Source organism: Ruegeria sp. G5 (assembly GCF_056533365.1).
Genome location: NZ_JBQFOK010000003.1, coordinates 101,578 through 122,956 on the forward strand (window position 1 = coordinate 101,578; position 21,379 = coordinate 122,956).

A 21,379-nucleotide genomic window follows, 5' to 3' on the forward strand; every position below is an offset into this window, starting at 1 on the left:
AGGGTATCGCGATCAAGACCTAAGAATGCCAGGAGTCTGTCCTGAACCCACGCATTTGGTCGTTTGTACGAGTCATTCGGACGAAGCCTGATTATTTCGACCACCTCGGAAGTCGCGTTTTTTCAGCGACATCTGTCCAGAGTTTATGGTTGCGAACATATTCCTGACTGGCATCCCGTGGCGGGTTGAAATCCCACGAAGTCAGGCGCCCATGGTTCATAGCGTCATAAACAGCCCGGCGTTGCTTTTGCGTTTTGATGACGTCCTGGCGGATTGTTTCACTATCCCACCTGTCTTGGGCTTCGGCTGTAAAGGTCGCCACCGTTTCAGCATAAGCTGGATCAGTTGCGAGGTTGTTCAATTCTTCCGGGTCTTTGGAGATGTCAAAAAGGATCGGAGGATCGATTTCACAATAAATGAATTTGAATTCACCTCGCCGTATCATGAAGACCGGGTGAGATGTAAGCTCGGCACAATATTCGCCGATCGCCTCGTCAACGTCATCATGCCGTCCCTGAGCCGCCGGAAACAACGATCGCCCGTCAATAGGTTGGCCCAAAACAGGTTGCTCTGCACCATTGCTGCTGGCGATATCCAACATGGTCGGCAGGATATCCAGCAAAGAACAGTTGTTACGCACACGACCCTGCCGGACGCGCGGGCCAGCCATGATCAAGGGCACCCTGGCCGAGCGTTCGAACCAATTCATTTTGGTCCACAGGCTTCGTTCACCCAACATTTCCCCATGATCGGCTGTCACGATGATCACGGTCTCATCCAACACGCCGGCTTCTTCCAGAGTTTTTACCAGCTCTCCGACCTTGCTGTCGAAATAGGAAACATTGGCATAGTAGGCATGCCGCGTGTTTCGCAGCTCTTCCTCGGTGGGCTCCACGATGCTGGCTTCAATTCCGTCCATAATACGCTGTGAAAAAGGGTCCTGTTGATCGCGGGTCATGGGGTTCAACGGCATGTCGATCTGCGCGTGATCATAAAGATCCCAGAATTCCTGGCGCGCGACATATGGATCATGTGGGTGGATGAAACTGGCCACCAGGCAAAACGGGGCATCCCCGTCACGCACATAGTCAAAGATCTGACGCCGCGCATAAAACCCGACCTCATCATCGTAATCATGCTGATAAGTCGTCGCGGCAATTCCCGCTTCGCGCACGACGTCCATATTGGCGTACCACGCATCGATCCGCTCATCCGGCAGCTCCCAATCCGGCGTCCAGGCAAAATCTGCAGGATAGATATCTGTGACGGGACGGTCTTCAAATCCGTGCAATTGATCTGGCCCGACAAAGTGCATCTTTCCGGCCAAACAGGTTCTGTACCCCATTGCCCGCAGATAATGCGCAAATGTCGGAACCGAAGCGTGAAACTCGCTGGCGTTGTCGTAGGCCGCAATTCGCGTCACCAGTTGGCCGGACATGAAACTAAATCGCGAAGGCGCGCATAGCGGAGAGTTACAGTAGGCTGATTCAAACAAGGTGCCCCTAGCGGCAAGAGCATCCATATGAGGCGTCTTAACCAGTGGGTGGCCGTAAGCACCTGTAAAATGCGGCGCCAATTGATCCGCCATGATCAGAACGATGTTTGGCCCTTGCTGCGTCATGACTTATTCCTGAGATTGCTGAGTATTTTTCTTATGATATCCTTCGCGTCAACTCTGTAAATATAGGCTTTCGCAATGTCTGATGGCTCTTTTTCCTATGGCAAAATTCATTCTCAACTGAGCGGGCTATACGTCTTTATTGTCACTGCCCGGACCGGAAGTTTTACCGCCGCTGCCAAAGCTTTCGGTATGGCGCAGCCTACGATCAGCCAGAAAATCTCATCGCTTGAGGGGGCGCTTGGCGTGTCATTGTTTCAGCGTCGAAATAAGGGCGTTGAACTGACCAGCAGTGGGCAACAGTTGTTTTCCTTTTGCGCTCCGCACATGCGCGAAATCGAGTCCAGGTTTCATTCTTTGCTGGAGCCCCCAAACAAGAACCGGGTGCGTCTGGCGACTGATTTCGCCTTTTCCACCTACTGGCTGTTGCCGCGCTTGGCGCGCTTGCAAGAGGATTTTCCGGGGCTCGATCTTCAGATCACGACTGCGCACTTCCCGGCGAACGTAAACCGCGGAGATTGGGATTTGATGGTTGAGTACAGCGATACAAGTATTGTGTCATCGAACCGCCAGGTCCTGTTTACTGAAGACGTTGCGGTCGTTTGTTCCCCCGCGTTTTATGCGAAAAACGGCCCGTTTGATACTTTGGACCAGCTACAATCAGCACCGCATATCTCAATGGCTATAGGTTCAGGTCCAGAGTTTTTTGATTGGCGCCTTTGGTACCAAGAAATGAACGCGCCTGCGCAAAAACAACAAATCGGAATCAGCGTAGGTAACTATATGCTGGGGTGTCAGGCGTGCCTTGAAGGTAACGGGTTGTTTTTGTCGCCACTGGAATTTGTTTCGCAATATTTGCAAAGCAATGATCTCGTGCAGGCTTATCCTGTTTCCGCTAAAAGCGCACGTCCATATGTGATTGAACGCAAACCCGACACACATGGCTTACAATTGGACGTTTTCAATTGGATATGTGGTGTTTCTTCATCATCTGGTTCTTAACTTAATTTTACCATAATCATCATTATGCAACCCGTAGTTCGCGCTTTCATCACAACCTCGGAAATGTGACTTGGCACCCCGACGCGACGGGTGTAACAGGCCCCATCCCGGTCGCAGCCTACCCGGGTAACAAAACAAGGGTTCAAAATATGAAAACAATCGTAATCTGCTCGGGCGGGCTGGATTCGGTATCGCTGGCGCATATTGTGGCAAGTGATCACCAGCTTTTTGGTCTGATCTCATTTGACTATGGGCAGCGCCACCGTAAAGAACTGGACTATGCCGCTGACTGCGCACGGCGTCTTGGTGTTCCCCATGACATCATTGACCTCAGGCCAGTTGGCGCAGTGCTGACCGGGTCCGCTCTGACAGACAATGTGGATGTGCCGGACGGGCACTACGCCGAAGAAAGTATGAAGGTAACCGTCGTACCAAACCGAAACGCGATCATGTTGACGGTCGCGTTTGGCGCGGCTGCGGCACGCGGGGCGGATGCCGTAGCGACTGCGGTACATGGTGGGGATCACTTTATTTACCCAGATTGCCGCCCGGCCTTTACCCAAGCGTTTGAAGCCATGCAAAAACAGGCTTTGGACGGGTACGCCGACCTGTCTTTGTTCACGCCGTTTGTCCATCGCAGCAAGGCAGATATCGTGATCGAAGGTGCGCGCGTGGATACGCCGTTTGCCCAGACCTGGTCTTGCTACAAAGGTGGCGAGCATCACTGCGGCCGCTGCGGCACCTGCGTTGAACGGCGTGAGGCGTTCCATTTGGCCGGTATATCGGACCCAACGGTTTATGAAGACCCCGATTTCTGGATGTCGGCCACGGCTCAGAAGGAAAGCGCCTGATGTACCGGATCACCAAAGAGTTTCATTTTTCGGCCTCCCACCAGTTGACCCACCTGCCCGAGGATCATCAATGCGCCCGGATGCACGGCCACAACTATGTGGTCGAGGTCGAGCTGGCCGCAAAGGACCTGAACCGCGATGGATTCGTTCGCGACTATGGTGAGCTGAAGTCCCTCAAGACTTATATCGACGACACGTTTGATCATCGCCACCTCAACGATGTGATGAATATACTGACGACCGCCGAGAACCTAGCGCGTCACTTCTATGAGTGGTGTGTGGCGCGTTGGCCCGAAACGGCCGCCGTCCGGGTCAGTGAAACGCCGAAAACCTGGGCTGAGTATCGCCCGTGACCCGGTTGCGCATCGCTGAAATCTTTGGGCCGACCATTCAGGGCGAAGGCGCACTGATCGGAGAGCCCACAGTCTTTGTTCGCTCGGGCGGGTGTGACTATCGGTGCAGCTGGTGCGACAGCGTGCATGCGGTTGACCCCGTTTATCGCAACGAATGGGCTGCCATGACAACCGACTCCGTATGGGACCGGGTCCGCGCGCTTTCCGGCGGGCGCCCCCTGACGGTTTCTCTGTCCGGGGGGAACCCGGCGATCCAGAACTTTGCGCCGTTGATCGCGCTTGGAAGGGCCAATGGGTATCGCTTTGCCTGCGAAACGCAGGGGTCGATTGCGAAACCTTGGTTTGGCGACCTGGATACGCTGGTGCTCAGCCCAAAGCCACCCTCGAGCGGGGAAAACGTGGATTGGGCCGCGTTTGACGCATGCCTCGTAGCCGCAGAATCATGCGCGAAAACTGTGCTTAAGATCGTTGTCTTTGACGACACCGACTATGACTGGGCGCGCGCAGTAGCAAAACGCTACCCCTCTCTGCCCTTGTACTTGCAACCGGGCAATGCCGAGGTTGACCCCGACCTTCCCGTCGATCCGCAAGTCCTGTCGGATCGTTTGCTTTGGCTGGTCGAGAAAGTCACCGCCGACGGTTGGTTCAGCCCCAGAGTCTTACCACAGCTGCACGTCTTATTGTGGGGCAATAAACGCGGGGTTTGACCCGCGAAGGAGTTTGATATGGAAACCATCTACAGCGACCTGACACAACTTGGCGGCAAAACCGAACTGCCAGCATCGCCCGAAGCAGCCGAACTTGAACGTGTCCAGAACCCGCAGGCGGACATCGACTATTGCGTGCGGTTTACAGCACCTGAATTTACGTCACTTTGCCCAATGACCGGACAACCGGATTTTGCGCATCTGGTGATCGACTATGTGCCCGGCGATTGGCTGGTCGAGTCAAAATCCCTGAAGCTGTTCCTTGGATCGTTCCGCAACCACGGCGCCTTTCACGAAGACTGCACCGTTTCCATTGCGCGCCGTCTGGTTTCGTTTTTGGACCCACGCTGGTTGCGGATTGGGGGGTATTGGTACCCACGCGGCGGCATCCCTATCGACGTATTCTGGCAAACGGGTGAAACACCGTCACATGTCTGGATCCCTGATCAGGGCGTTCCGCCCTATCGCGGTCGCGGATAAGGTTCAAAGCGTTTATTTTTGGTGGTTCATACTCACTAGCTGAACTGGAACAGTTAGGGGTTGGACCACCCACAGCTTAGGCTTTTAGCCCGGCAATCCGCATCCGTTTACGTTCAAATACACCGAGTACAACGAACTGGTACCCGCAGCGAATAAGCGGTTCAGCTTCGCCCCGCCAAAACAGACGTTGCCTACCATCTCGGGGATGTGAACCTTTCCGATCAATTCACCCTGCGGGTTCAGGCAATGGATTCCATCGGCCGCCGAGCTCCAGATGCGGCCATGCCGGTCGGGTCTGAAACCGTCAAACACACCGGCAGAGCATTCCGCAAACACCTCTCCTCCGCTCAGGGTTTTACCATCCGTTGAGACAGCAAATTTGCGGATATGAGCCGGCCCATCAGGATCATGTGTTATGCCAGTGTCCGACACGAATAGCGTGCTTTCATCTGGGGAAAACGCCAAGCCGTTGGGTTTCACAAAATCGGTTGCTACAGCGACAACCTCGCCAGTGTCCGGGTCAACACGATAGACATGGCAGGCTCCAATTTCGCTTTCGGCGCGCTCGCCTTCATAATCCATCATGATCCCGTAGGATGGATCGGTAAACCAGACGGACCCATCGGATTTCACAACAACATCGTTCGGAGAATTCAGACGCTTGCCCTGCCACGCGTCAGCCAGAACAGTGATTGAGCCGTCATGTTCTGTGCGGGTCACACGGCGGGTCAGATGTTCGCAGGATACCAACCGTCCTTGCGCATCAACTGTGTTGCCGTTTGTATTGTTTGACGGTTGGCGGAAAACAGAGACGGAGCCATCCGTGTCATCCCAACGCATCAGACGGTTATTGGGAATATCGGACCAAACCAAATAGCGCCCTGCCGCGAACCATGCTGGTCCTTCTGACCAACGGGCACCTGTCCATAGTCTTTCGACCCGCGCATGGCCAATAAAGCAGGCCTCAAATTCCTTTTCGATAACCTCGAACCCTGTACCATCCAGCACGCCAAACATTATTCTGTTCCTTTCTCAGGCATATCGCCCGGTCTAATCGTGGCCCATCCTGCCTTTGGCATAGTGTTGCCCGGAAGATTGGGGTCCGGCCCCCAAATAGCTTGGTAAGTATCAAAAGCCCTGCCCTGACGTTCCAAGCGCAAAGCCATAACGCCAAGAACGAACCAATAGATGACTATGGCCAGCCACATCCACCGAGGGGCGTTGGCCGCCCATAACCCGGACAAGATGGCACCGACCAGAACCGGAATAACGGCGTATCCTGTGGCACGGTGGATGCGTTCAAAAATTTGTCGGCGGCGGGTCATGTCAAAATGATCCCCTACCCTGCTAACAGGATCGGTCGGGCCACCTTTAGTGCCACGGGTAAGCCCGCCTACCAATTGAACCACTCCAAAGCTCAACACAAGGTACCCAAGAAATCGGTGTGGCGCAGGGTCTGTATTCGGCCCAAACCATAGGATCAAAATCGCAGGCACCGACACGAACAGTACAAACCCCTGCCCAAAGCGATGGATATGCCACCAGGTTGGATTATCCAGTTCGCTGGGCCAGTCCTGCCCCGGCATTATTTTGAAGTAACGTGCCGCGATAATGGCCGCTGGGCAAATTATGCCCCACCCCAACACCATCAGGCGTGCGTGCCACGACAGGGCGGTACCAACATCGTGGCCCCGCCCTGCATCAATGGGTGACAGCAGCCATTCTGTCATACGCGACCAGCCCTAGCCTTTAAGCTCGTCAGGCAACAGGATGTCTGGAATGTTCTGATAGCTCACAGGTCTTAACCACCGCACGATGCCCAGTGTTCCGACCGACGTTGCACGAACATCTGTACTGGCCGGATAGGGTCCGCCATGCATCATGGCAGAGCAGACCTCGACCCCTGTAGGATAGCCGTTGGCCAAAAGACGACCTGCCTTTTCCTCAAGAATTGGCATCAGAGACTTGGCCAATGCGGCATCTGAATCGTCCAGGTGCAAGGTAAGCGTTAGTTGCCCTTCCAGACCTTCCGCCACTTGTTGCATCTGCTCAGTGTCCTCGCAAAGGACGATAATGCCAGCAGCGCCAAACACTTCGTGTTGCAGCTTGGAGTTTGCCATCCATTCTGCAGCGTTGACTTTGAACAATGCCGGCACCGCCGCGCGTTTGCCAGTTGCGGCGCTGCAGGACGTAACCTCGGTCATCAGATCGCGGAATTCACGAACGCCTTGTTCATAGGCAGCATGGATACCGTCGGTCAGCATCTTCTGCTCCGCCGTGTCATTCAATGCGGCGACACAGGCGGCTTCCAACGCGTCTGCTGCGGGGCCTTTGACCATGACCGCAACGCCGGGGTTGGTGCAGAACTGCCCTGCCCCCATGGTTAACGAAGCAGCCCAGCCCGCGCCGATTTCAGCGGCACGCGCTTCCATCGCGGCTGGCAAACAGAACATAGGGTTGACCGACCCAAGCTCACCATAAAACGGGATCGGATTGGGGCGCGCGTGGCACAGATCGTAAAGCGCCCTGCCCCCGGCAAGCGATCCGGTAAAGCCGACTGCGGTGACGTCCGGGTGCTGGACGAGGGCCGAGCCGACCTCACGTCCCGATCCCTGCACCATCTGGAATGTGGCTGAGGGCATGCCGCAAATCTCGATGGCCTTGGAGATGGCTTGGGCGACCAGTTCGGCGGTACCTGCATGGGCGCTGTGGCCCTTGACGATCACCGGGCACCCGGCAGCCAAGGCCGAAGCGGTGTCCCCGCCCGCCGTGGAGAAGGCGAGCGGGAAGTTCGACGCACCAAAGACGGCCACGGGGCCAATAGCTTTGTGCGTCAGGCGCAGATCAGGACGGGGGAGAGGTGTCCGATCGGGGATTGCGCCATCTTTACGGGTATCAAGGTAATGGGTGTCTTCGATCAGGTCGGCAAACATGCGCAGCTGACCGGTGGTGCGACCTCTTTCACCCACCAGCCGTGCTTCGGGCAGGCCGGTCTCGGCTATGCCGGTTTGGGTGATCTCATCCCCAAACACGTCCATCTGGTCGGCAATCGTGCGCAGGAACACCGCACGCTCAGCCCGTGATTTGCCGGAATAGGCGCGGAAGTCGCGCCGTGCGGCCTTGCAGGCGTCATTAACCTGCGCAGCGGTGGCTTGCGCAAAGCTTTGGCCCTCAAGATCGTCAGAAGCGCGCAGGTTATCTGATCCGACCCAATTGCCGTCGATCAGGTTTTGTCCAAGGATCATCTTACTTTCCCCATTTCAGGACCATCGGGTCCAGTGGTTTCAAAAGGTCTATCAAGCGCTGACGGATCGCCGGTTGCAGCGGATCAATCGGGTGGCGGCAGAACTCGGATCCGATGACCCCCCCTTCGACCATCGCGGCCTTGCAGGACTGCCAACCGCATTGGCGGTTTTCATGATTGATCACCATCGCGACACGCCCATACGCCTCGGTCGCCTCGCCCACGCGACCAGCAAGGTGATGTGTGATCACCAGCTTGATCTGATCCACGATCATGCCCGAGGTCATAGACCCCGTGGCCCCCGCATCAAGATCGGCCAGCAAGGTGATGCCTTCCTCGCCATCAAAGGGCGCCTCAATCGCATCACCCCCTTCGGCAATCAACGCCCGCAGCTTGTTGGCCGCACGGGGGCATTCGATCTTGAACAGTTTCACCATCTCGATCTCTTGCGCCATCTTCACCAGCAAGGGCACGGGCAGATCGACGCCCGACAAAGGCGCGTCCTGCACCATGATCGGGATACCGACCTCGCCCACGGCGGCGAACTGATCAAAGGTCTGTTGAGCGTTCCCTTTCAAAAGCGCCCCGTGATACGGCGGCATCATCATCACGATATCCGCGCCCAGATCCTTGGCGAATTTGGCACGTTCCACCGCGATCTGTGTTGCAAAATGACTGATCGTCACGATCATCGGCACACGGCCCGCGACATGTTCAAGGCAAAGCCGGGTCAGAATCGCGCGTTCCTCGTCCGAAATCAGGAACTGTTCCGAGAAATTGGCCAGCACGCAAATCCCGTCCGCGCCCTGATCGATCAGGCAATCCAGAACGCGTTTCATCCCCTCCAGATCAAGCGTTCCGTCATCATGGAACGGTGTCGGCGCGACGGGCCAGATACCGGTATAGCTCATGGATTACTCCGTAATCTTGAAATGTTTCAGATGTTTGTCCGTGATCTCGATCCCCAGACCCGGCTTATTGTCATCCAGATCAAGGAATCCGTCCACCGCCTCGGGGTCGCCGTCGAAGATATAGTAGAACAGCTCATTGCCAACCTCGACGTCGAAGACGGGGAAGTACTCACTGATCATGCAATTCGTGTTGGCCATGGTCAGATGATAATTATGCATCTGTCCGGCATGGGGGATGACGGGGATCTGATGCGCCTCGGCAATCGCGTTGATCTTTTGCGCCGCTGTGATGCCGCCCACGCGGTTGGTGTCATATTGCAAAACGCTGACGGCCTTTTTCTCGATCAGGTCCTTGCAACCGATGATCGAGAATTCATGCTCACCACCCGAGATCGGAACGATGTTCATCGCGTTGAGCTCGCGATAGCCTTCAACATCGTCGGCAATCACCGGTTCTTCCAGCCAGCGGGGTTCGTATTTGACCAGCTTGGGCAACATCCGCTTGGCGTAATCCAGGTTCCAGCCCATGTAGCATTCGACCATCAGGTCCACGTCATAGCCGATGACCTCACGCACAGCCTCGACCCGTTTGAGGTTTTCGCGCATGCCCGCCATGCCGTCCTTGGGCCCCCAGCCAAACCGCATTTTGTAAGCGGAATAGCCGTTCTTTTGCGCCTCGGCCGCCTCGGCCTGCATCACGTCGATGGGGCCGGAATAGAGCTTGGAATAATAGACCGGGATCTTTTCCTTGGTACGTCCGCCCAACAGTTTGAACACGGGCTTACTGGCCAGCTTGCCCATCAGGTCCCAGATCGCCAGATCAACCGCCGAGATCGCGATCATCCCGATCCCCTTACGGCCCCATGCATGGCTGCGGCGATACATTTTCTCCCACAGATAGGCATAGTCGAACGGGTCCTCGCCAATCACCAGCGGGGCGAACCATTCGTCAATGGCGGCCTTGACCACCGAGGGCGCAAGGGCCGCGTTGCCGATCCCCACGGTGCCGTCTTCGGTCTCGATCTCGCAGGTCAGCCATTGGTGGAAACGAAAAGACGACATCGCATCGCCTTTTTCATAGAGCGCGTCCGAGGCGTTGGTGCAGAAATTGCCGGTGGGTGGCACGGTCGGTCCGGTCCAGTTCCAGACGCGGGTGCGTACGGATTTAATCTTGGTCATCTTGGTCCTCTCAGTCCGCGCGGCGTTCGGCGCGATGTGTTTTGGCCATGCGCACCAGCAGGTCGAATGCCTGCCGTGTTGCGCCCGGATTGGCCTTGTTCTGTCCGGCAATATCAAAAGCGGTGCCATGGGCCGGGGTGGCGACCGGAATGGGCAAGCCGCCCGCAACGGTCACGCCGCGTTCAAACCCCATCAGCTTGATCGCGATCTGGCCCTGGTCGTGATACATGGTCACGACAGCATCCACCTCACCGCGTTGCGCCTTCAGGAACACCGTGTCCGAGGGCCACGGCCCCGTCACATTCATCTGTTTTTTCTGCGCCTTGCGGACGGCAGGTTCCAGAATGTCGATCTCTTCCCGGCCAAACTTGCCATTGTCGCCCGCATGGGGGTTCAGCGCTGCGACCGCGATATTCGGGCGCGCCTTGCCCGCCTTGCGCAGCGTGTCATTGGCCAGATTAACAGCCTTCAAAATCCCATCTTCGGTGATATTGGCCGCCACATCCTTAAGCCCGATATGCGAAGTCACACGTGTGGTCATCAACTCATCCAGAACGTTGAGTTCCGAGTGATAGCCGTCGTACCCCATATACCGCGCCATATAGCGGTGCTCATCCTCGGCATTCAGGCCAGCGGCGGTCATCGCGGCCTTGTTGAAAGGGCCGAACAGGATGCCATCGACCTTCCCCGCCATCGCCAGATCCATCGCCTTGTCCAGACAGCGCAGGGCGGTGGTGCCCCCTTCGACTGTGACCTCAGCGATCTGCACGTCCTCGGGCGCGATCGTGTCCAGCTCTAGATGGCTCAGACCGGGTTGACCCGCCACTTCGGCCACCGTGTTCAACGGCACCTCCAGATCGGCCTGTTCCGCGCCGCGCTGCCAGAGGTGGCTGTCACCGACCAACACGATATCGGCAGCGTCCTGCACGCCCTCCTGATTGAGCAGTTTGGCAATCAATTCCGGTCCGATACCAGACGGGTCGCCGGGCACGATAGCGATACGGGGCTTGGTCATGCCGCATTCTCCCAGTGTTTGGAAAATCCATCGGGCAGGATGACCATCACATCCGGTTCCTTACCCGTGTCAAAGGTTTGCACCACTTCGAACGTATCCAGATTAAACCGCTGCACTTGCTCACAATCGATGGCGATATAGGCGAATGCAGCCTCGTCATCGATACACAGCGCCAGCGGATTTGCCGGAGTTTTCTGTTCGTGCAGCATCTCACCCGTCGCCTCATCAAAGACCGAGAACGAGCCGCCGAAATGGTTCATCGTCACCAGCCGGTTGCGTTTACCGTCATAGTAGATACGGCAAGGATCATCCGGCGTCGGAAAGGTGCGTTCGATCTCAAGCGTGTCAGTATTGATCACCGCGACCGTGTTCGAAATGCGTTGCGAGGTATAAAGCGTGTGCACATCCTCGCGCAGGCACCGCCCCTCGGGCTTTTGACCTGTCTTGATCGAGATCGGCGCAACCGAGGCGTCATAAGGGTTGAACACCGTCACATCGCCTGAGGTCAAGTTCATCGAATAGGCCGTGTGCCCGTCCTTGGTCAGCGCGAACAGATGGCATTTTGTGCCCCCCGTGGGCGTGATGTGATCCCATCCCTGATCGAAGGCACGCGGGTTTTCTTTAACCAGCAGATGACCAGTCCATTCCGACAGGACATAAAGCCGCCCCTGCCCGTCCAACCCGATACCATGCGGGCGTGCGTGTTCGCCCAGATCGTAGGTATGCGCGATCTCTTGCTTGCGGATGTCGATCACGATGACCGAGCGACCATCGGTGCCATCAATGCCCGAGTTCTGCACGCCGTAGTGGCCGACATAAGCATAGTGGAAATCTGCGTCGACAACGAATTCATGAGGAAAATGCGGCAAATCCAAACGCCCCTGCAGGGCGCCGGTTTCAATGTCATACCAACTTACACAGTGGCTGCACTTCTCGATCAACATCATGGATTGCGCCATTCAAACTTCCTCCGGTCGCAACTTTTCATTGGTATCCGTGGCCAGCCACTCGCAAGCTGGCCACGGATGGTTTCTCAGCGTTCCAGAGCTCCGACGCCCGAAAAGCGGAATGCTTCCTGTTCCAGCGCGTTTAACTCGTCGGCGCTCATCTGGTCATGAGCAACCGTTATCCGGCCAAGAAATACAAAGGGCAATTCGTCCTGACGACCTTCCATATGCGCCTTGATCGCCTCGGCGGTGGCCGCGCCTACATCATCGCCCATACGCATGGGGGTCGCGTCCAGCTCACCCCGGCGGATCGCATCCAGCTCAAGGCCTGTGCCACCCCAGCCAGTGGAGAAGACGTCTTTCTCTTTGCCGACCGCGACCTGAGCTTCAACGGATCCCATCGCCATCGCAGTGTTCGCGTTGTGAATGATCGTTGCCTCTGGATAGGCCTGCAGGATCAAGCTGGTGCCCTCAAAGCCACCCTCGCGCTGGTACTCACCATAGTGTTCGTAAACGGTCGTCCAGTTGCCTTTCTCTTCCACGCAAGCCTTGAAGTCGCCCGAGCGCTGATCGTCCGTGATCCCCGGAATCCCGCGGTTCATCGCCATGGTCACATCATTGCCCAGACGCTGTAGCATATAGTCACACATGGTCAGCGCACCTGCGGCTGAGCTGAAATCGAACCACGCATCAGGCTGGTTGGTCAGATCCTTGGGCGGCGTGTGAAAGGCCCAGACGAATGTGGCAAAGCCATCATTGCCAGCCATTTTGTCGATGTTGTCGGCCTGAATGGCCAGTTCCGACGGACCGAAGATGACAAAGTCATACAGGTCCGCATCCTGCACCACCTGATTGGCATAGGTCGATTGCAGGCTGTGTTCGATCTGGCGGCTGGCGAACTCGGTCGTTTCATACTCGATACCCAACTCATCCAGACGTTTTGTCATCGCCAGATAGTTGCGCGCCCAAAAGTCAGAGGTATCCGCAGACGGATAGATCAACGCGATCTGTAACGGCCCGTCCTGTGCTCCGGAATAAGGCACGGCTGCGGCACCAGTTGTTGCCTGCAGCGCCTCAAGCTTACCTTCAGCATTCACTTCACCCGGTACCCAGTAATCGCGATCTGCGATGCCCGGTAGTTCCCTGAGTGGTAAGTTGCTTTCTGCCATGGCGGCCGCTGCACACAGGCACAACGCGCTTGTCGTCAGTAGTGCTTTGTTCAATTGTTTCACGGTAAGTCCTCCCTTTCGCGAACATTGTGGGGTCTTGCAGGTGCGCCGAGGCTCCTACCTCTCGGCGCACCATCTTTTTTGTTGCCTTAGCCGCTTGGCGTAGGCGCGGTTGCCAGTCCCGCCCCAAGGGCCAGCAACAAGATCAGTGCGCCGATCAGGGCGGCTGAAAAACGGATGAGTTTTTGTGCTTCTTTGCTACGCAGCGCAGACATCAGGCCATGCGCGCCATCCCGGTCCTTCTTCTGCATCCAGGTGTAAAGCGCGACCGAGCTGACGATCACCACGCCCGAGGCGACGGATTGCCAGAAGAATTCGATCCGCAAAGTCACCAGCGCATTGATCATCATCGACAACAGCAACACACCGGCCAGCGAACCCAGCATCGAGGCCCGTCCGCCGAACAGGGACGTTCCGCCCACAACCACCGCCGCGATGACGTGCAGGTTGAAATAGGGGGCCGAGGTCGCCTGAATGGCGTTCAGTTTACCCGTCAGCATCACGCCCGCCATTGCCGCCGCAGCGCCCATCAGCACATAGGCATAGATCTTATGGCGATCGACCGCGACGCCGGTCATCTCACTGGCTTCGGGGTTCGAGCCGATCGCAATGGTGTAGCGTCCGAAATAGGTACGGGTCAGGACCACATAGCCAACTGCCATTGTAAGCAGACCCAGCACGACAGGCACAGGGATAAAGCCGGGGATCTGGCCGCGCCCGATCTCAGTGATCAGGTCGGGGAAACGCGCCAGCACCAGACCTTTGGCAATGACCAGCGCCAGACCACGATAGACAAGGTCCATCGCCAGCGTGCCGATCAGGTCCGGCACTTTGAACCGGGTGATAACCAGGCCGTTGATCAGGCCCATGATTGCGCCCATCAGAATGGCCAGCGGCACAGCAATCCAAGCTGGAAAACCGTATTGCTTGACCAGAAACGCCATCAGAATGGCCGACAGGGCCGCGACGGAGCCAATCGACAGGTCAATACCGCGCTGCGTGATCACAAACGTCATCGCCATGGCCATCGGCATATACAGCGCCGCGTCCAGTAGGATCAGGTTCAGGTTTGTCAGGCGAAAATACCGAGCGGGTTCCGCAATCCCCATGAAAATCAGGATCGCGAGGATCATGACCATTGGGCCAATGAAAGCCAGATAGGGCTCAAGCCGCTCCATCACCGTCTTTTCGGGATGCGTGGTGGTTACAGACATGTCTTTCTCTCCCTCACGCGGCTGCATCCTGGGCACCGACGATGAGGCCCAGAACGTCTTGCACCGAACTTTCGGCTGTTTTGACCACACCAACGGCACGTCCGCGGCGCTGCACATGGATGCGATCAGACACCTCGAACACGTCATCCAGCGAGTGTGAGATCAGGATAACTGCGAGCCCTTGTTCACGCAGTGCCTTGATCAGTTTCAGTGTCCGCGCAGTCTCTTGCGGGCCCAAAGCGGCGGTCGGTTCGTCCATCACCAGCAAACGCAGGTCTTCGTGGTAGACGGCCCGCGAAATCGCAACGGCCTGTCTTTGCCCACCCGACAGGCTTTCAGTCATCACATCCATGGACCGCAGCCGAACACCCAGACGTTCTTCCAGAACGCGGGCAGCCTCGGACTTCATGCGTTTATTGTCCAGAAAGGGGATCCCGAAAAAGCTTGTGGTGAGTTCATTCCCCAAGAACATGTTGGCCGCTGGTGTCAGATGATCTGCCAAGGCCAGTGTTTGATAGACCGCGTCTATTCCGTTTGCGATTGCATCGGAGTGGCTGGCCATTTCCAGCGGCTGACCATCCAGAAAGATCTGCCCCTCTGTTGGCTGATAAACCCCGGTCAGGATCTTGATCAGTGTCGATTTACCCGCCCCGTTGTCACCAACAATCGCCAGCACTTCGCCCGCATAGGCCGCAAGGTCTACGTCCTGCAGCGCAGTCACACCACCGAACCGCTTGGTAATGCCCTTCATTTCAACCAATGGCTGATCGCTCATGGTTTCCTCCTCTGCGCAAAGCTCCGCCATGGTGGTCAAAGGACCACTTGAGCACTCTGCGCTGTGTCATCTCAGTTGGAGGTGGCCCCGATGCCGGGACCACCCGCGGGGTTACTTGCCCCAGATTTTCGAATACGCCTCGCGGTACGGGGTGTCCGGGTCGAACTGGTTGCTGTCACCCAGCTTGGCCAGCCCGGCCTCAGTCACCAGCGCGGGCGATGTGATATAGCCCGAGCAAGCCTCGCCCTGAATGGCGCGGTTCAGCTCATCCACCAGTTGCCAACCCTGTAGGTTCAGCGGCTCGGCCACGGTGATGGTCTGATAGTTGCCGCTGCGAATACGTTGGAACGCAGCCTCGGAACCGTCACCAGCAGATCCCGCCTGCGGGCCGTCATCGGACGAAATGCCCGCAGCAGCCAATGCCGGGCCCATGAAATCGAAATAGAGGTCATTGATTGCCAAGGCATGCGTCCACTGATCACCGTATTTCTGCAACAAACTGGTTGTCAGCGGCCCCATGCGGGCGGATGTATCGGCGATGGGGGTATCCACATATTCCAGCACCTTACCACCGGCGGCCTCAATGGTTTCCTTAATACGATCCGCCTTGTCGATGGCGATCTGGTAGGTCGAGTCGGTGAAGATGATCGCACCCACACCATCACCGCCGTCATCCATGGCCCATTCGGCAGCCACCTCGGACACGGTCATCGCGTCAGTTGAGACATTGGCAAAGATACCACCCGGCGCGTCACAGCCGATCTTGGGGCCTGAATGCCACGCGACGATCGGAATGCCTGCATCCACGATGCCTTCAAGCGCGGCCTGCTGTTCTACAGCGTCAAAGCCGTTGATGATGACACCGTCAGGCTGCAACGCCAGCGCTTGACCGATCGCACCGGTCCGACCCTGGATCGAACCCGCGCCGTCCAAAACCCGTACTTCCCAGCCGATGGCGTCAACGGCCTCTTCCACTCCGTTGGTCACACCCAGAATACCGCCGTTTTTCAGGTCTGCAGCGACGACTACGATTGACTTACCCTCAGCGGCCTTGGGGCCAGTGGTTGGCCCGTCAAAGGCGGTCTCGGCCACCACAGGCACACCCAGACCGGTCAGAAGGGCAGCGGCGGATACCGCCATGAACGTCCGTTTCAGCATAATCTCCTCCCTTATGCGTTGTTACTTGTTGGCGCCTTTGCGCCGCTGTGCGTAACCGGCAATGCCGATTGCGATCAGAAGCGTGACACCGTTGAACATCGGCTCGACCCAGAAGGACCCACCGAATTGTTGAATGCCCGAGATACCAACAGCCAGGATCGCGACACCCACGACTGTTCCCCAAACATTCACACGTCCCGGCTTGATAGTGGTCGAACCAAGGAAGGCCCCGACCAAAGCAGGCAACAGGAATTCCAAACCGACCGAGGCTTGCCCGATCCGCAGTTTCGACGCCAGCAACACCCCGGCAAAGGCGGTGATCAGGCCCGATGACATGAAGGCGCCGATGACGAATTTGCGCGTCGGGATACCGTTCAGCTGCGCGGCGCGCTGGTTGGCACCAATCGCATAGAGGTACCGACCAATGGGCGTGTATTCCAGGATCAGCCACATCGTGACCGTGATCCCCAGCACATAGAACCCGGTGATTGGCAGGCCGAAGACAAAGGTGCCGTTGATGGCATAGAAACTCTCGGGCAAGGCACCAACCATCTGGCGACCACCGGTGTGCCACAGGGCCAGCGCGTACAGAACCGTGCCTGTTCCCAGAGTAGCGATAAAACTGTCGATCTTGGCAACTTCGACCAGCAGCCCGTTCAGGAATCCGGTCAGCAAGCCCAGCGACAGGACAATCGCCACAGCAATCGGCCAGGGTATGCCGTACAAAGTCTGCAAGGAAATCGCCAGAATGTGCCACAGCACGATACCGTATCCGACCGTCAGGTCGATCCGCCCTGCGGCCATCGGGATCATCGCGCCCAGCGACAACAAGGCAATGATCGCCTTGTCCGAAATAATCGCCCGCAGGTTCAACAAAGTCGGGAATGTATTCGGCAACAAAATGGAAAACAGGATGATCAGAAACCCGGTCAACAACACCAAGCCGTAGACTGGCAAAAACCTGAGAATACGGGTCTTGAGCGAGGCATTTTTCAGCTCGGCCTTTGTGGGTTCCAATGCGTTGGATTCAAGCGATTGCATCTTCGTTTTCCTTAACTCGCAACAGCGTTCGACGCCGAGGCTGCCTGTATGAGGTTTTCGGTTGTCAGTTCAGTGCCCGTCAGCTCTTCCACGATCTGGCCCTGACTAAAGACGATGGCGCGGTGGCAAATGGCGGCGACTTCCTCAAAATCAGTCGACACAACGATGATGCCTACGCCGTCTTCCATTGCCCTGTTCAGCAAGGCGTAGATTTCCGCTTTCGCGCCAACATCCACGCCGGCAGTCGGGTCTTCGCAAATCAAAAGCTTACGCTTTGTCTCCAACCACCGACCGATTACAACCTTTTGCTGGTTGCCGCCCGACAAGCTTTCGATGGCCATGCTCTGGTCATTTGGTGACAGAGCAACGTCGGCACCAATACGCGCTGCGCTATCGGTTTCCGAGCGGTGGCTCATGAAGGACAACAGCGATCGCCCGATGGCAGCCGGATTGAGAAATGTGTTTTCCCGAATGGTCAGCGACATAGCCACCGATTCCTCGGTTCTGTCCCGCGCGACCAAACCAATACCTGATGCCATGGCGGTCTGTGGTGAACTCAGATCAGGTGTCTCACCATGCAGCGAGATCTTCCCATCAAAAACCTCGGCCCCAAAAAGGGCGCGCGATACGTTTTCGTGCCCCGCACCACGCAGACCAACCAAACCCACGATCTCATTTGACTGTAGCTTGAAACTGACATTGTGGGCGGCGTCCATGTTCAGACCGTCGACCTTCAGAATGGTTTCGCCGGGTGGCGTGTCAGGTTTGATCACTTGCCGGGTCTTACGCCCAACGATCATGTAAACCAGTTCTTCGGGCGTTGTATGGTCAATGCTGCGCAAACCCACCAACTCACCATCACGTAAAACTGCGACGCGATCAGCAATTTGGAAAATCTCGTCCAGCCGGTGTGAGACATAGATCATTCCAACGCCCTGCTCTTTCAGCGGGCGCAAAGCCTCGAACAAACGCTCAACCTCATCGGCAGGCAGCGACGCTGTGGGCTCATCCAAAACTAAATAGTCGCAATCGACGGCAAGGGCCCGCGCGATGGCAACCAGCGATTTTTCGGTGCGTGACAAGTCTTGCACTCGCGTCGTCGGGTCAAAATCGCATCCGACTTTGTCCAAAGCTTGTTGGGCAAATTCATCAACAGTCTTCCAGTTGATCAAGCCGTTTTTGCGCGAATAACCCAGCGCCAACGCGATGTTTTCGGCAACCGTCATCCATTCGATCATGCCCAGGTCTTGGTGAATGAAGGCCACAGACTGCCGCTCACCGAAGCCGCCCGGGCGGTGCTCGTAGGCATGACCGTCGATCAGAACACGGCCTTCATCGGCCTTGTGGATGCCGCCCAGTATCTTGATCAGCGTCGATTTACCCGCACCGTTTTCACCCAACAAGGCAACGATTTCGCCGCGTTCGATGTTCAGGGATACATCCCGCAAGGCATAGGTGCCTCCAAAATGCTTCTTTATCCCGTCAAAGAACAGATTGTTTTGTGCAGTGCCGGGCACGGCAGCCTCCTCCCAGATCGCGGTAACTCTGCTGCTCCTCAACAACGTATTGAGTTACCCGTAACGTTACGTTAGCATTCTCTCAGGCCACTCAGATGTCAATAAAAAAGAGTTACCCGTAACGTAAATGAGCAGCGATCCGGATAAATCTAGCAAAAACAATAAAATAAGCCTTGCCGAGGTTGCCAAGGCCGCGGGCGTGTCAAAGATGACAGCCAGCCGAGTTTTGCGCGATGAGGGCGGATTTTCCGAAAAGACCCGCGCCAAGGTGATGGCCGAAGTCGATCGTTTGGGCTACTTGCCGAATCGCTTGGCGACGGTTTTTGCGGGGGACAAAAAGTCTACTTTTGTCGGTGTCAGCATCCCTGAGCTTGGCAATGAGATCTTTGCACAAGTGCTGGAAGGGATCGACCGCAAACTGGGCGCGTTCGGGCATCAAACAGTTCTTGGCCTGACGGAACATGAAATCGATCACGAAGAGAAATGGATCGAAACCGTATTGTCGTGGCAGCCTGCCGGGCTAATCGTAACCGGACGTTCACACAGCCCCAAGGCCATACAGATGCTGCGCGGTGCTGGAATTCCTTTGGTGGAAATCTGGGATTTCAATTCCAGCCCCTTGGACATGTGCGTCGGCCTGAACCACTTTGACAGCGGTTACAGCATGGGGCGGTATCTGGCCGGAATGGACTACAGGAAGTTTGGCTATGTCGGTACGTCGCATGACGTTGCCAACGCTGCGACGGCTCGCCTGAACGGATTCTCCAAAGCTGTTGAGGACGCAAACGGGCGCCTTGAAAAGCAACTGCTGCTGAAAGACACGCCCGGGTTCTACACCGGGTTTTACGGGACTGAGCAGCTTTTGGCTGCCCATCGCGATATTGAGGCGATCTTTTACCAAAACGACAATATGGCTGTCGGTGGTCTGCAATACGTGCAAAAAGTAGGTCTGCGCGTACCCGAAGATATCGGTATCGCGGGCTGGGGTGATCTGCCGATTTCTGCAATACAGCCTTACCGTCTGACCTCGATTGCCGTACCCCATCTGAAAATTGGACAAATTGCCGCCGAGATGGTGCTGGCTCAGATCAATGGTGAACCTGTCAAATCAGCGAAAGACGTGGGTTTCAGGTTAATTCCCGGCAGCACTGTCGGGAAAGCGAGCTCATAAACGAGGCGCAACTCTATAGCTGTAGATTTATACTTACTGCTATAGGAACGTCTAATCCGGCAACCTCTGGATGAACCATCCCCGACAGCTTTGTTTTTCCTCTATAAAAACGGCTTAGAATTAGCCCTCAGCTCCGCTTAGTCACCAATATCAGACCTGATCCCAAACGAGATCCAAGGGCCCACAAAATACCCGTTAACACAAACTTGATTTGTTACCTACCTACTAATAGGTTTATTCCGGCAGCGAACCAGAGAGTGAACCCAGAAGCACCTAGTCGAAAGGACAATCTTTCATGGAACTCAACTCGGACTTTTCGTCCCGCGTGGTTGTGCATTCGGATCAGCTTGAATGGCAGGCCTCCCCCATGAAGGGTGTAGATCGCCGAATGCTGGACCGCATCGGTGGTGAGGTCGCGCGGGCGACGACAATCGTGCGTTATGCACCCGGCAGCAAGTTTTCGGCCCATACACACACGGGCGGTGAGGAATTCATCGTTCTGGACGGCGTTTTTCAAGACGAGCACGGAGATTTTCCGACCGGAACCTATGTGCGAAACCCCCCAACGTCCAAGCACACGCCCGGGTCAGAACCCGGATGCACGATCTTTGTGAAACTCTGGCAATTTGACATGGACGATCGAACGCAATTCCGCAAAACCATGGCGGATGAGCTAAGCGATCCCGTGGATGGAGTAGCTACGGCGATCCTGCACAAAGACCCGCGCGAGGTTGTCACCTATAGCCACCTGGATGCCGGGGCCACGATGACTTCAACTGCATCAGGCGGTACGGAGCTGTTGGTTATCGATGGCTCGCTTACAGCAGATGGCGACATTTTGAACAAACACGACTGGCTGCGCTTGCCAGAAGGCGCGCCCTTAACTGTCCTTGCTGGCGCAAGCGGTGCTAAGCTTTGGATGAAAACCGGGCATCTGCCCTATGCTAAACCACCGGCGGTATAACTT

The 21,379-nt window shown here is 56.4% G+C and carries 21 protein-coding genes; 7 read left to right on the forward strand and 14 right to left on the reverse strand.

Annotation, left to right across the window (positions count from 1 at the left end):
* Positions 1–91 precede the first annotated feature (91 nt).
* Positions 92–1,621, reverse strand: a complete 1,530-nt coding sequence (gene betC, locus ACR0BD_RS06485; RefSeq protein ID WP_480829514.1) for a choline-sulfatase — start codon at positions 1,619–1,621, stop codon at positions 92–94.
* A gap of 75 nt (positions 1,622–1,696) precedes the next feature.
* On the opposite strand from betC, the gene ACR0BD_RS06490 reads away from it, so the two are divergent.
* The 5 genes from ACR0BD_RS06490 to queF all read left to right on the forward strand — a co-directional run bounded on the left by ACR0BD_RS06490 (position 1,697) and on the right by queF (position 5,011).
* The gene (locus tag ACR0BD_RS06490; RefSeq protein WP_480829515.1) at positions 1,697–2,620 is read left to right on the forward strand and encodes a LysR substrate-binding domain-containing protein; all 924 of its coding nucleotides are present in this window, start codon (positions 1,697–1,699) and stop codon (positions 2,618–2,620) included.
* 149 nt (positions 2,621–2,769) lie between these two features.
* Positions 2,770–3,471, forward strand: a complete 702-nt coding sequence (gene queC / locus ACR0BD_RS06495; RefSeq protein ID WP_480829516.1) for a 7-cyano-7-deazaguanine synthase QueC — start codon at positions 2,770–2,772, stop codon at positions 3,469–3,471.
* A complete protein-coding gene (gene queD / locus ACR0BD_RS06500; RefSeq protein WP_480696665.1) occupies positions 3,471–3,824 on the forward strand; it encodes a 6-carboxytetrahydropterin synthase QueD in 354 nt (117 codons plus the stop codon). Before queC ends, queD begins: the two co-directional genes overlap by 1 nt.
* Complete coding sequence (gene queE / locus ACR0BD_RS06505; RefSeq protein WP_480829517.1) at positions 3,821–4,531, forward strand: 7-carboxy-7-deazaguanine synthase QueE; 711 nt, start codon at positions 3,821–3,823, stop codon at positions 4,529–4,531. The genes queD and queE overlap by 4 nt, the downstream gene beginning before the upstream one ends.
* An 18-nt stretch (positions 4,532–4,549) precedes the next feature.
* On the forward strand, positions 4,550–5,011 hold the full coding sequence (queF, locus tag ACR0BD_RS06510; protein WP_480829519.1) for a preQ(1) synthase: 462 nt from the start codon (positions 4,550–4,552) through the stop codon (positions 5,009–5,011).
* Positions 5,012–5,095: 84 nt separating this feature from the next.
* On the opposite strand, the gene ACR0BD_RS06515 is transcribed toward queF, so the two are convergent.
* The 13 genes from ACR0BD_RS06515 to ACR0BD_RS06575 form a co-directional block, all read right to left on the reverse strand.
* Complete coding sequence (locus ACR0BD_RS06515) at positions 5,096–6,028, reverse strand: SMP-30/gluconolactonase/LRE family protein (RefSeq protein WP_480829520.1); 933 nt, start codon at positions 6,026–6,028, stop codon at positions 5,096–5,098.
* Positions 6,028–6,741 (reverse strand): cytochrome b561 domain-containing protein, encoded by a 714-nt coding sequence (locus tag ACR0BD_RS06520; RefSeq protein WP_480829521.1) that lies wholly within the window; start codon positions 6,739–6,741, stop codon positions 6,028–6,030. The genes ACR0BD_RS06515 and ACR0BD_RS06520 overlap by 1 nt, the downstream gene beginning before the upstream one ends.
* Positions 6,742–6,753: 12 nt before the next feature.
* A complete protein-coding gene (locus tag ACR0BD_RS06525; RefSeq protein WP_480829523.1) occupies positions 6,754–8,256 on the reverse strand; it encodes an aldehyde dehydrogenase (NADP(+)) in 1,503 nt (500 codons plus the stop codon).
* Position 8,257: 1 nt separating this feature from the next.
* Positions 8,258–9,166 carry a dihydrodipicolinate synthase family protein gene (locus ACR0BD_RS06530; protein ID WP_480829525.1) on the reverse strand — a complete coding sequence of 303 codons (909 nt, stop codon included), beginning with the start codon at positions 9,164–9,166 and terminating at the stop codon, positions 8,258–8,260.
* A gap of 3 nt (positions 9,167–9,169) precedes the next feature.
* Positions 9,170–10,345: an L-rhamnonate dehydratase gene (locus tag ACR0BD_RS06535; protein ID WP_480829526.1), complete on the reverse strand. Its 1,176-nt coding sequence runs from the start codon at positions 10,343–10,345 to the stop codon at positions 9,170–9,172.
* Positions 10,346–10,355: 10 nt separating this feature from the next.
* On the reverse strand, positions 10,356–11,360 hold the full coding sequence (locus ACR0BD_RS06540; protein ID WP_480829527.1) for a 4-hydroxythreonine-4-phosphate dehydrogenase PdxA: 1,005 nt from the start codon (positions 11,358–11,360) through the stop codon (positions 10,356–10,358).
* Positions 11,357–12,319 (reverse strand): YncE family protein, encoded by a 963-nt coding sequence (locus ACR0BD_RS06545; RefSeq protein WP_480829530.1) that lies wholly within the window; start codon positions 12,317–12,319, stop codon positions 11,357–11,359. The genes ACR0BD_RS06540 and ACR0BD_RS06545 overlap by 4 nt, the downstream gene beginning before the upstream one ends.
* Before the next feature lie 74 nt (positions 12,320–12,393).
* Positions 12,394–13,539, reverse strand: a complete 1,146-nt coding sequence (locus tag ACR0BD_RS06550) for a substrate-binding domain-containing protein (RefSeq protein WP_480829531.1) — start codon at positions 13,537–13,539, stop codon at positions 12,394–12,396.
* Positions 13,540–13,625: 86 nt separating this feature from the next.
* On the reverse strand, positions 13,626–14,750 hold the full coding sequence (locus ACR0BD_RS06555; RefSeq protein WP_480829532.1) for an ABC transporter permease: 1,125 nt from the start codon (positions 14,748–14,750) through the stop codon (positions 13,626–13,628).
* A gap of 13 nt (positions 14,751–14,763) precedes the next feature.
* Positions 14,764–15,525: an ATP-binding cassette domain-containing protein gene (locus ACR0BD_RS06560; RefSeq protein ID WP_480829533.1), complete on the reverse strand. Its 762-nt coding sequence runs from the start codon at positions 15,523–15,525 to the stop codon at positions 14,764–14,766.
* Positions 15,526–15,636: 111 nt separating this feature from the next.
* Positions 15,637–16,683, reverse strand: a complete 1,047-nt coding sequence (locus ACR0BD_RS06565; protein WP_480696691.1) for a substrate-binding domain-containing protein — start codon at positions 16,681–16,683, stop codon at positions 15,637–15,639.
* 21 nt (positions 16,684–16,704) lie between these two features.
* Positions 16,705–17,724 carry an ABC transporter permease gene (locus ACR0BD_RS06570; RefSeq protein ID WP_480829534.1) on the reverse strand — a complete coding sequence of 340 codons (1,020 nt, stop codon included), beginning with the start codon at positions 17,722–17,724 and terminating at the stop codon, positions 16,705–16,707.
* An 11-nt stretch (positions 17,725–17,735) separates the two neighbouring features.
* A complete protein-coding gene (locus tag ACR0BD_RS06575; protein WP_480829537.1) occupies positions 17,736–19,241 on the reverse strand; it encodes a sugar ABC transporter ATP-binding protein in 1,506 nt (501 codons plus the stop codon).
* Between the two features lie 127 nt (positions 19,242–19,368).
* On the opposite strand from ACR0BD_RS06575, the gene ACR0BD_RS06580 reads away from it, so the two are divergent.
* The gene (locus ACR0BD_RS06580; RefSeq protein ID WP_480696697.1) at positions 19,369–20,412 is read left to right on the forward strand and encodes a LacI family DNA-binding transcriptional regulator; all 1,044 of its coding nucleotides are present in this window, start codon (positions 19,369–19,371) and stop codon (positions 20,410–20,412) included.
* 295 nt (positions 20,413–20,707) lie between these two features.
* Positions 20,708–21,376 carry a cupin domain-containing protein gene (locus tag ACR0BD_RS06585; protein WP_480829539.1) on the forward strand — a complete coding sequence of 223 codons (669 nt, stop codon included), beginning with the start codon at positions 20,708–20,710 and terminating at the stop codon, positions 21,374–21,376.
* Positions 21,377–21,379 lie beyond the last annotated feature (3 nt).

What these genes read in the sequence shown, in the direction of transcription:
- betC (WP_480829514.1), bottom strand. Translation starts at nt 1,621, where the DNA reads ATGACGCAGCAAGGGCCAAACATCGTTCTGATCATGGCGGATCAATTG.
- ACR0BD_RS06490 (WP_480829515.1), top strand. Translation starts at nt 1,697, where the DNA reads ATGTCTGATGGCTCTTTTTCCTATGGCAAAATTCATTCTCAACTGAGC.
- queC (WP_480829516.1), top strand. Translation starts at nt 2,770, where the DNA reads ATGAAAACAATCGTAATCTGCTCGGGCGGGCTGGATTCGGTATCGCTG.
- queD (WP_480696665.1), top strand. Translation starts at nt 3,471, where the DNA reads ATGTACCGGATCACCAAAGAGTTTCATTTTTCGGCCTCCCACCAGTTG.
- queF (WP_480829519.1), top strand. Translation starts at nt 4,550, where the DNA reads ATGGAAACCATCTACAGCGACCTGACACAACTTGGCGGCAAAACCGAA.
- ACR0BD_RS06515 (WP_480829520.1), bottom strand. Translation starts at nt 6,028, where the DNA reads ATGTTTGGCGTGCTGGATGGTACAGGGTTCGAGGTTATCGAAAAGGAA.
- ACR0BD_RS06520 (WP_480829521.1), bottom strand. Translation starts at nt 6,741, where the DNA reads ATGACAGAATGGCTGCTGTCACCCATTGATGCAGGGCGGGGCCACGAT.
- ACR0BD_RS06525 (WP_480829523.1), bottom strand. Translation starts at nt 8,256, where the DNA reads ATGATCCTTGGACAAAACCTGATCGACGGCAATTGGGTCGGATCAGAT.
- ACR0BD_RS06530 (WP_480829525.1), bottom strand. Translation starts at nt 9,166, where the DNA reads ATGAGCTATACCGGTATCTGGCCCGTCGCGCCGACACCGTTCCATGAT.
- ACR0BD_RS06535 (WP_480829526.1), bottom strand. Translation starts at nt 10,345, where the DNA reads ATGACCAAGATTAAATCCGTACGCACCCGCGTCTGGAACTGGACCGGA.
- ACR0BD_RS06540 (WP_480829527.1), bottom strand. Translation starts at nt 11,360, where the DNA reads ATGACCAAGCCCCGTATCGCTATCGTGCCCGGCGACCCGTCTGGTATC.
- ACR0BD_RS06545 (WP_480829530.1), bottom strand. Translation starts at nt 12,319, where the DNA reads ATGGCGCAATCCATGATGTTGATCGAGAAGTGCAGCCACTGTGTAAGT.
- ACR0BD_RS06555 (WP_480829532.1), bottom strand. Translation starts at nt 14,750, where the DNA reads ATGTCTGTAACCACCACGCATCCCGAAAAGACGGTGATGGAGCGGCTT.
- ACR0BD_RS06560 (WP_480829533.1), bottom strand. Translation starts at nt 15,525, where the DNA reads ATGAGCGATCAGCCATTGGTTGAAATGAAGGGCATTACCAAGCGGTTC.
- ACR0BD_RS06565 (WP_480696691.1), bottom strand. Translation starts at nt 16,683, where the DNA reads ATGCTGAAACGGACGTTCATGGCGGTATCCGCCGCTGCCCTTCTGACC.
- ACR0BD_RS06570 (WP_480829534.1), bottom strand. Translation starts at nt 17,724, where the DNA reads ATGCAATCGCTTGAATCCAACGCATTGGAACCCACAAAGGCCGAGCTG.
- ACR0BD_RS06580 (WP_480696697.1), top strand. Translation starts at nt 19,369, where the DNA reads ATGAGCAGCGATCCGGATAAATCTAGCAAAAACAATAAAATAAGCCTT.
- ACR0BD_RS06585 (WP_480829539.1), top strand. Translation starts at nt 20,708, where the DNA reads ATGGAACTCAACTCGGACTTTTCGTCCCGCGTGGTTGTGCATTCGGAT.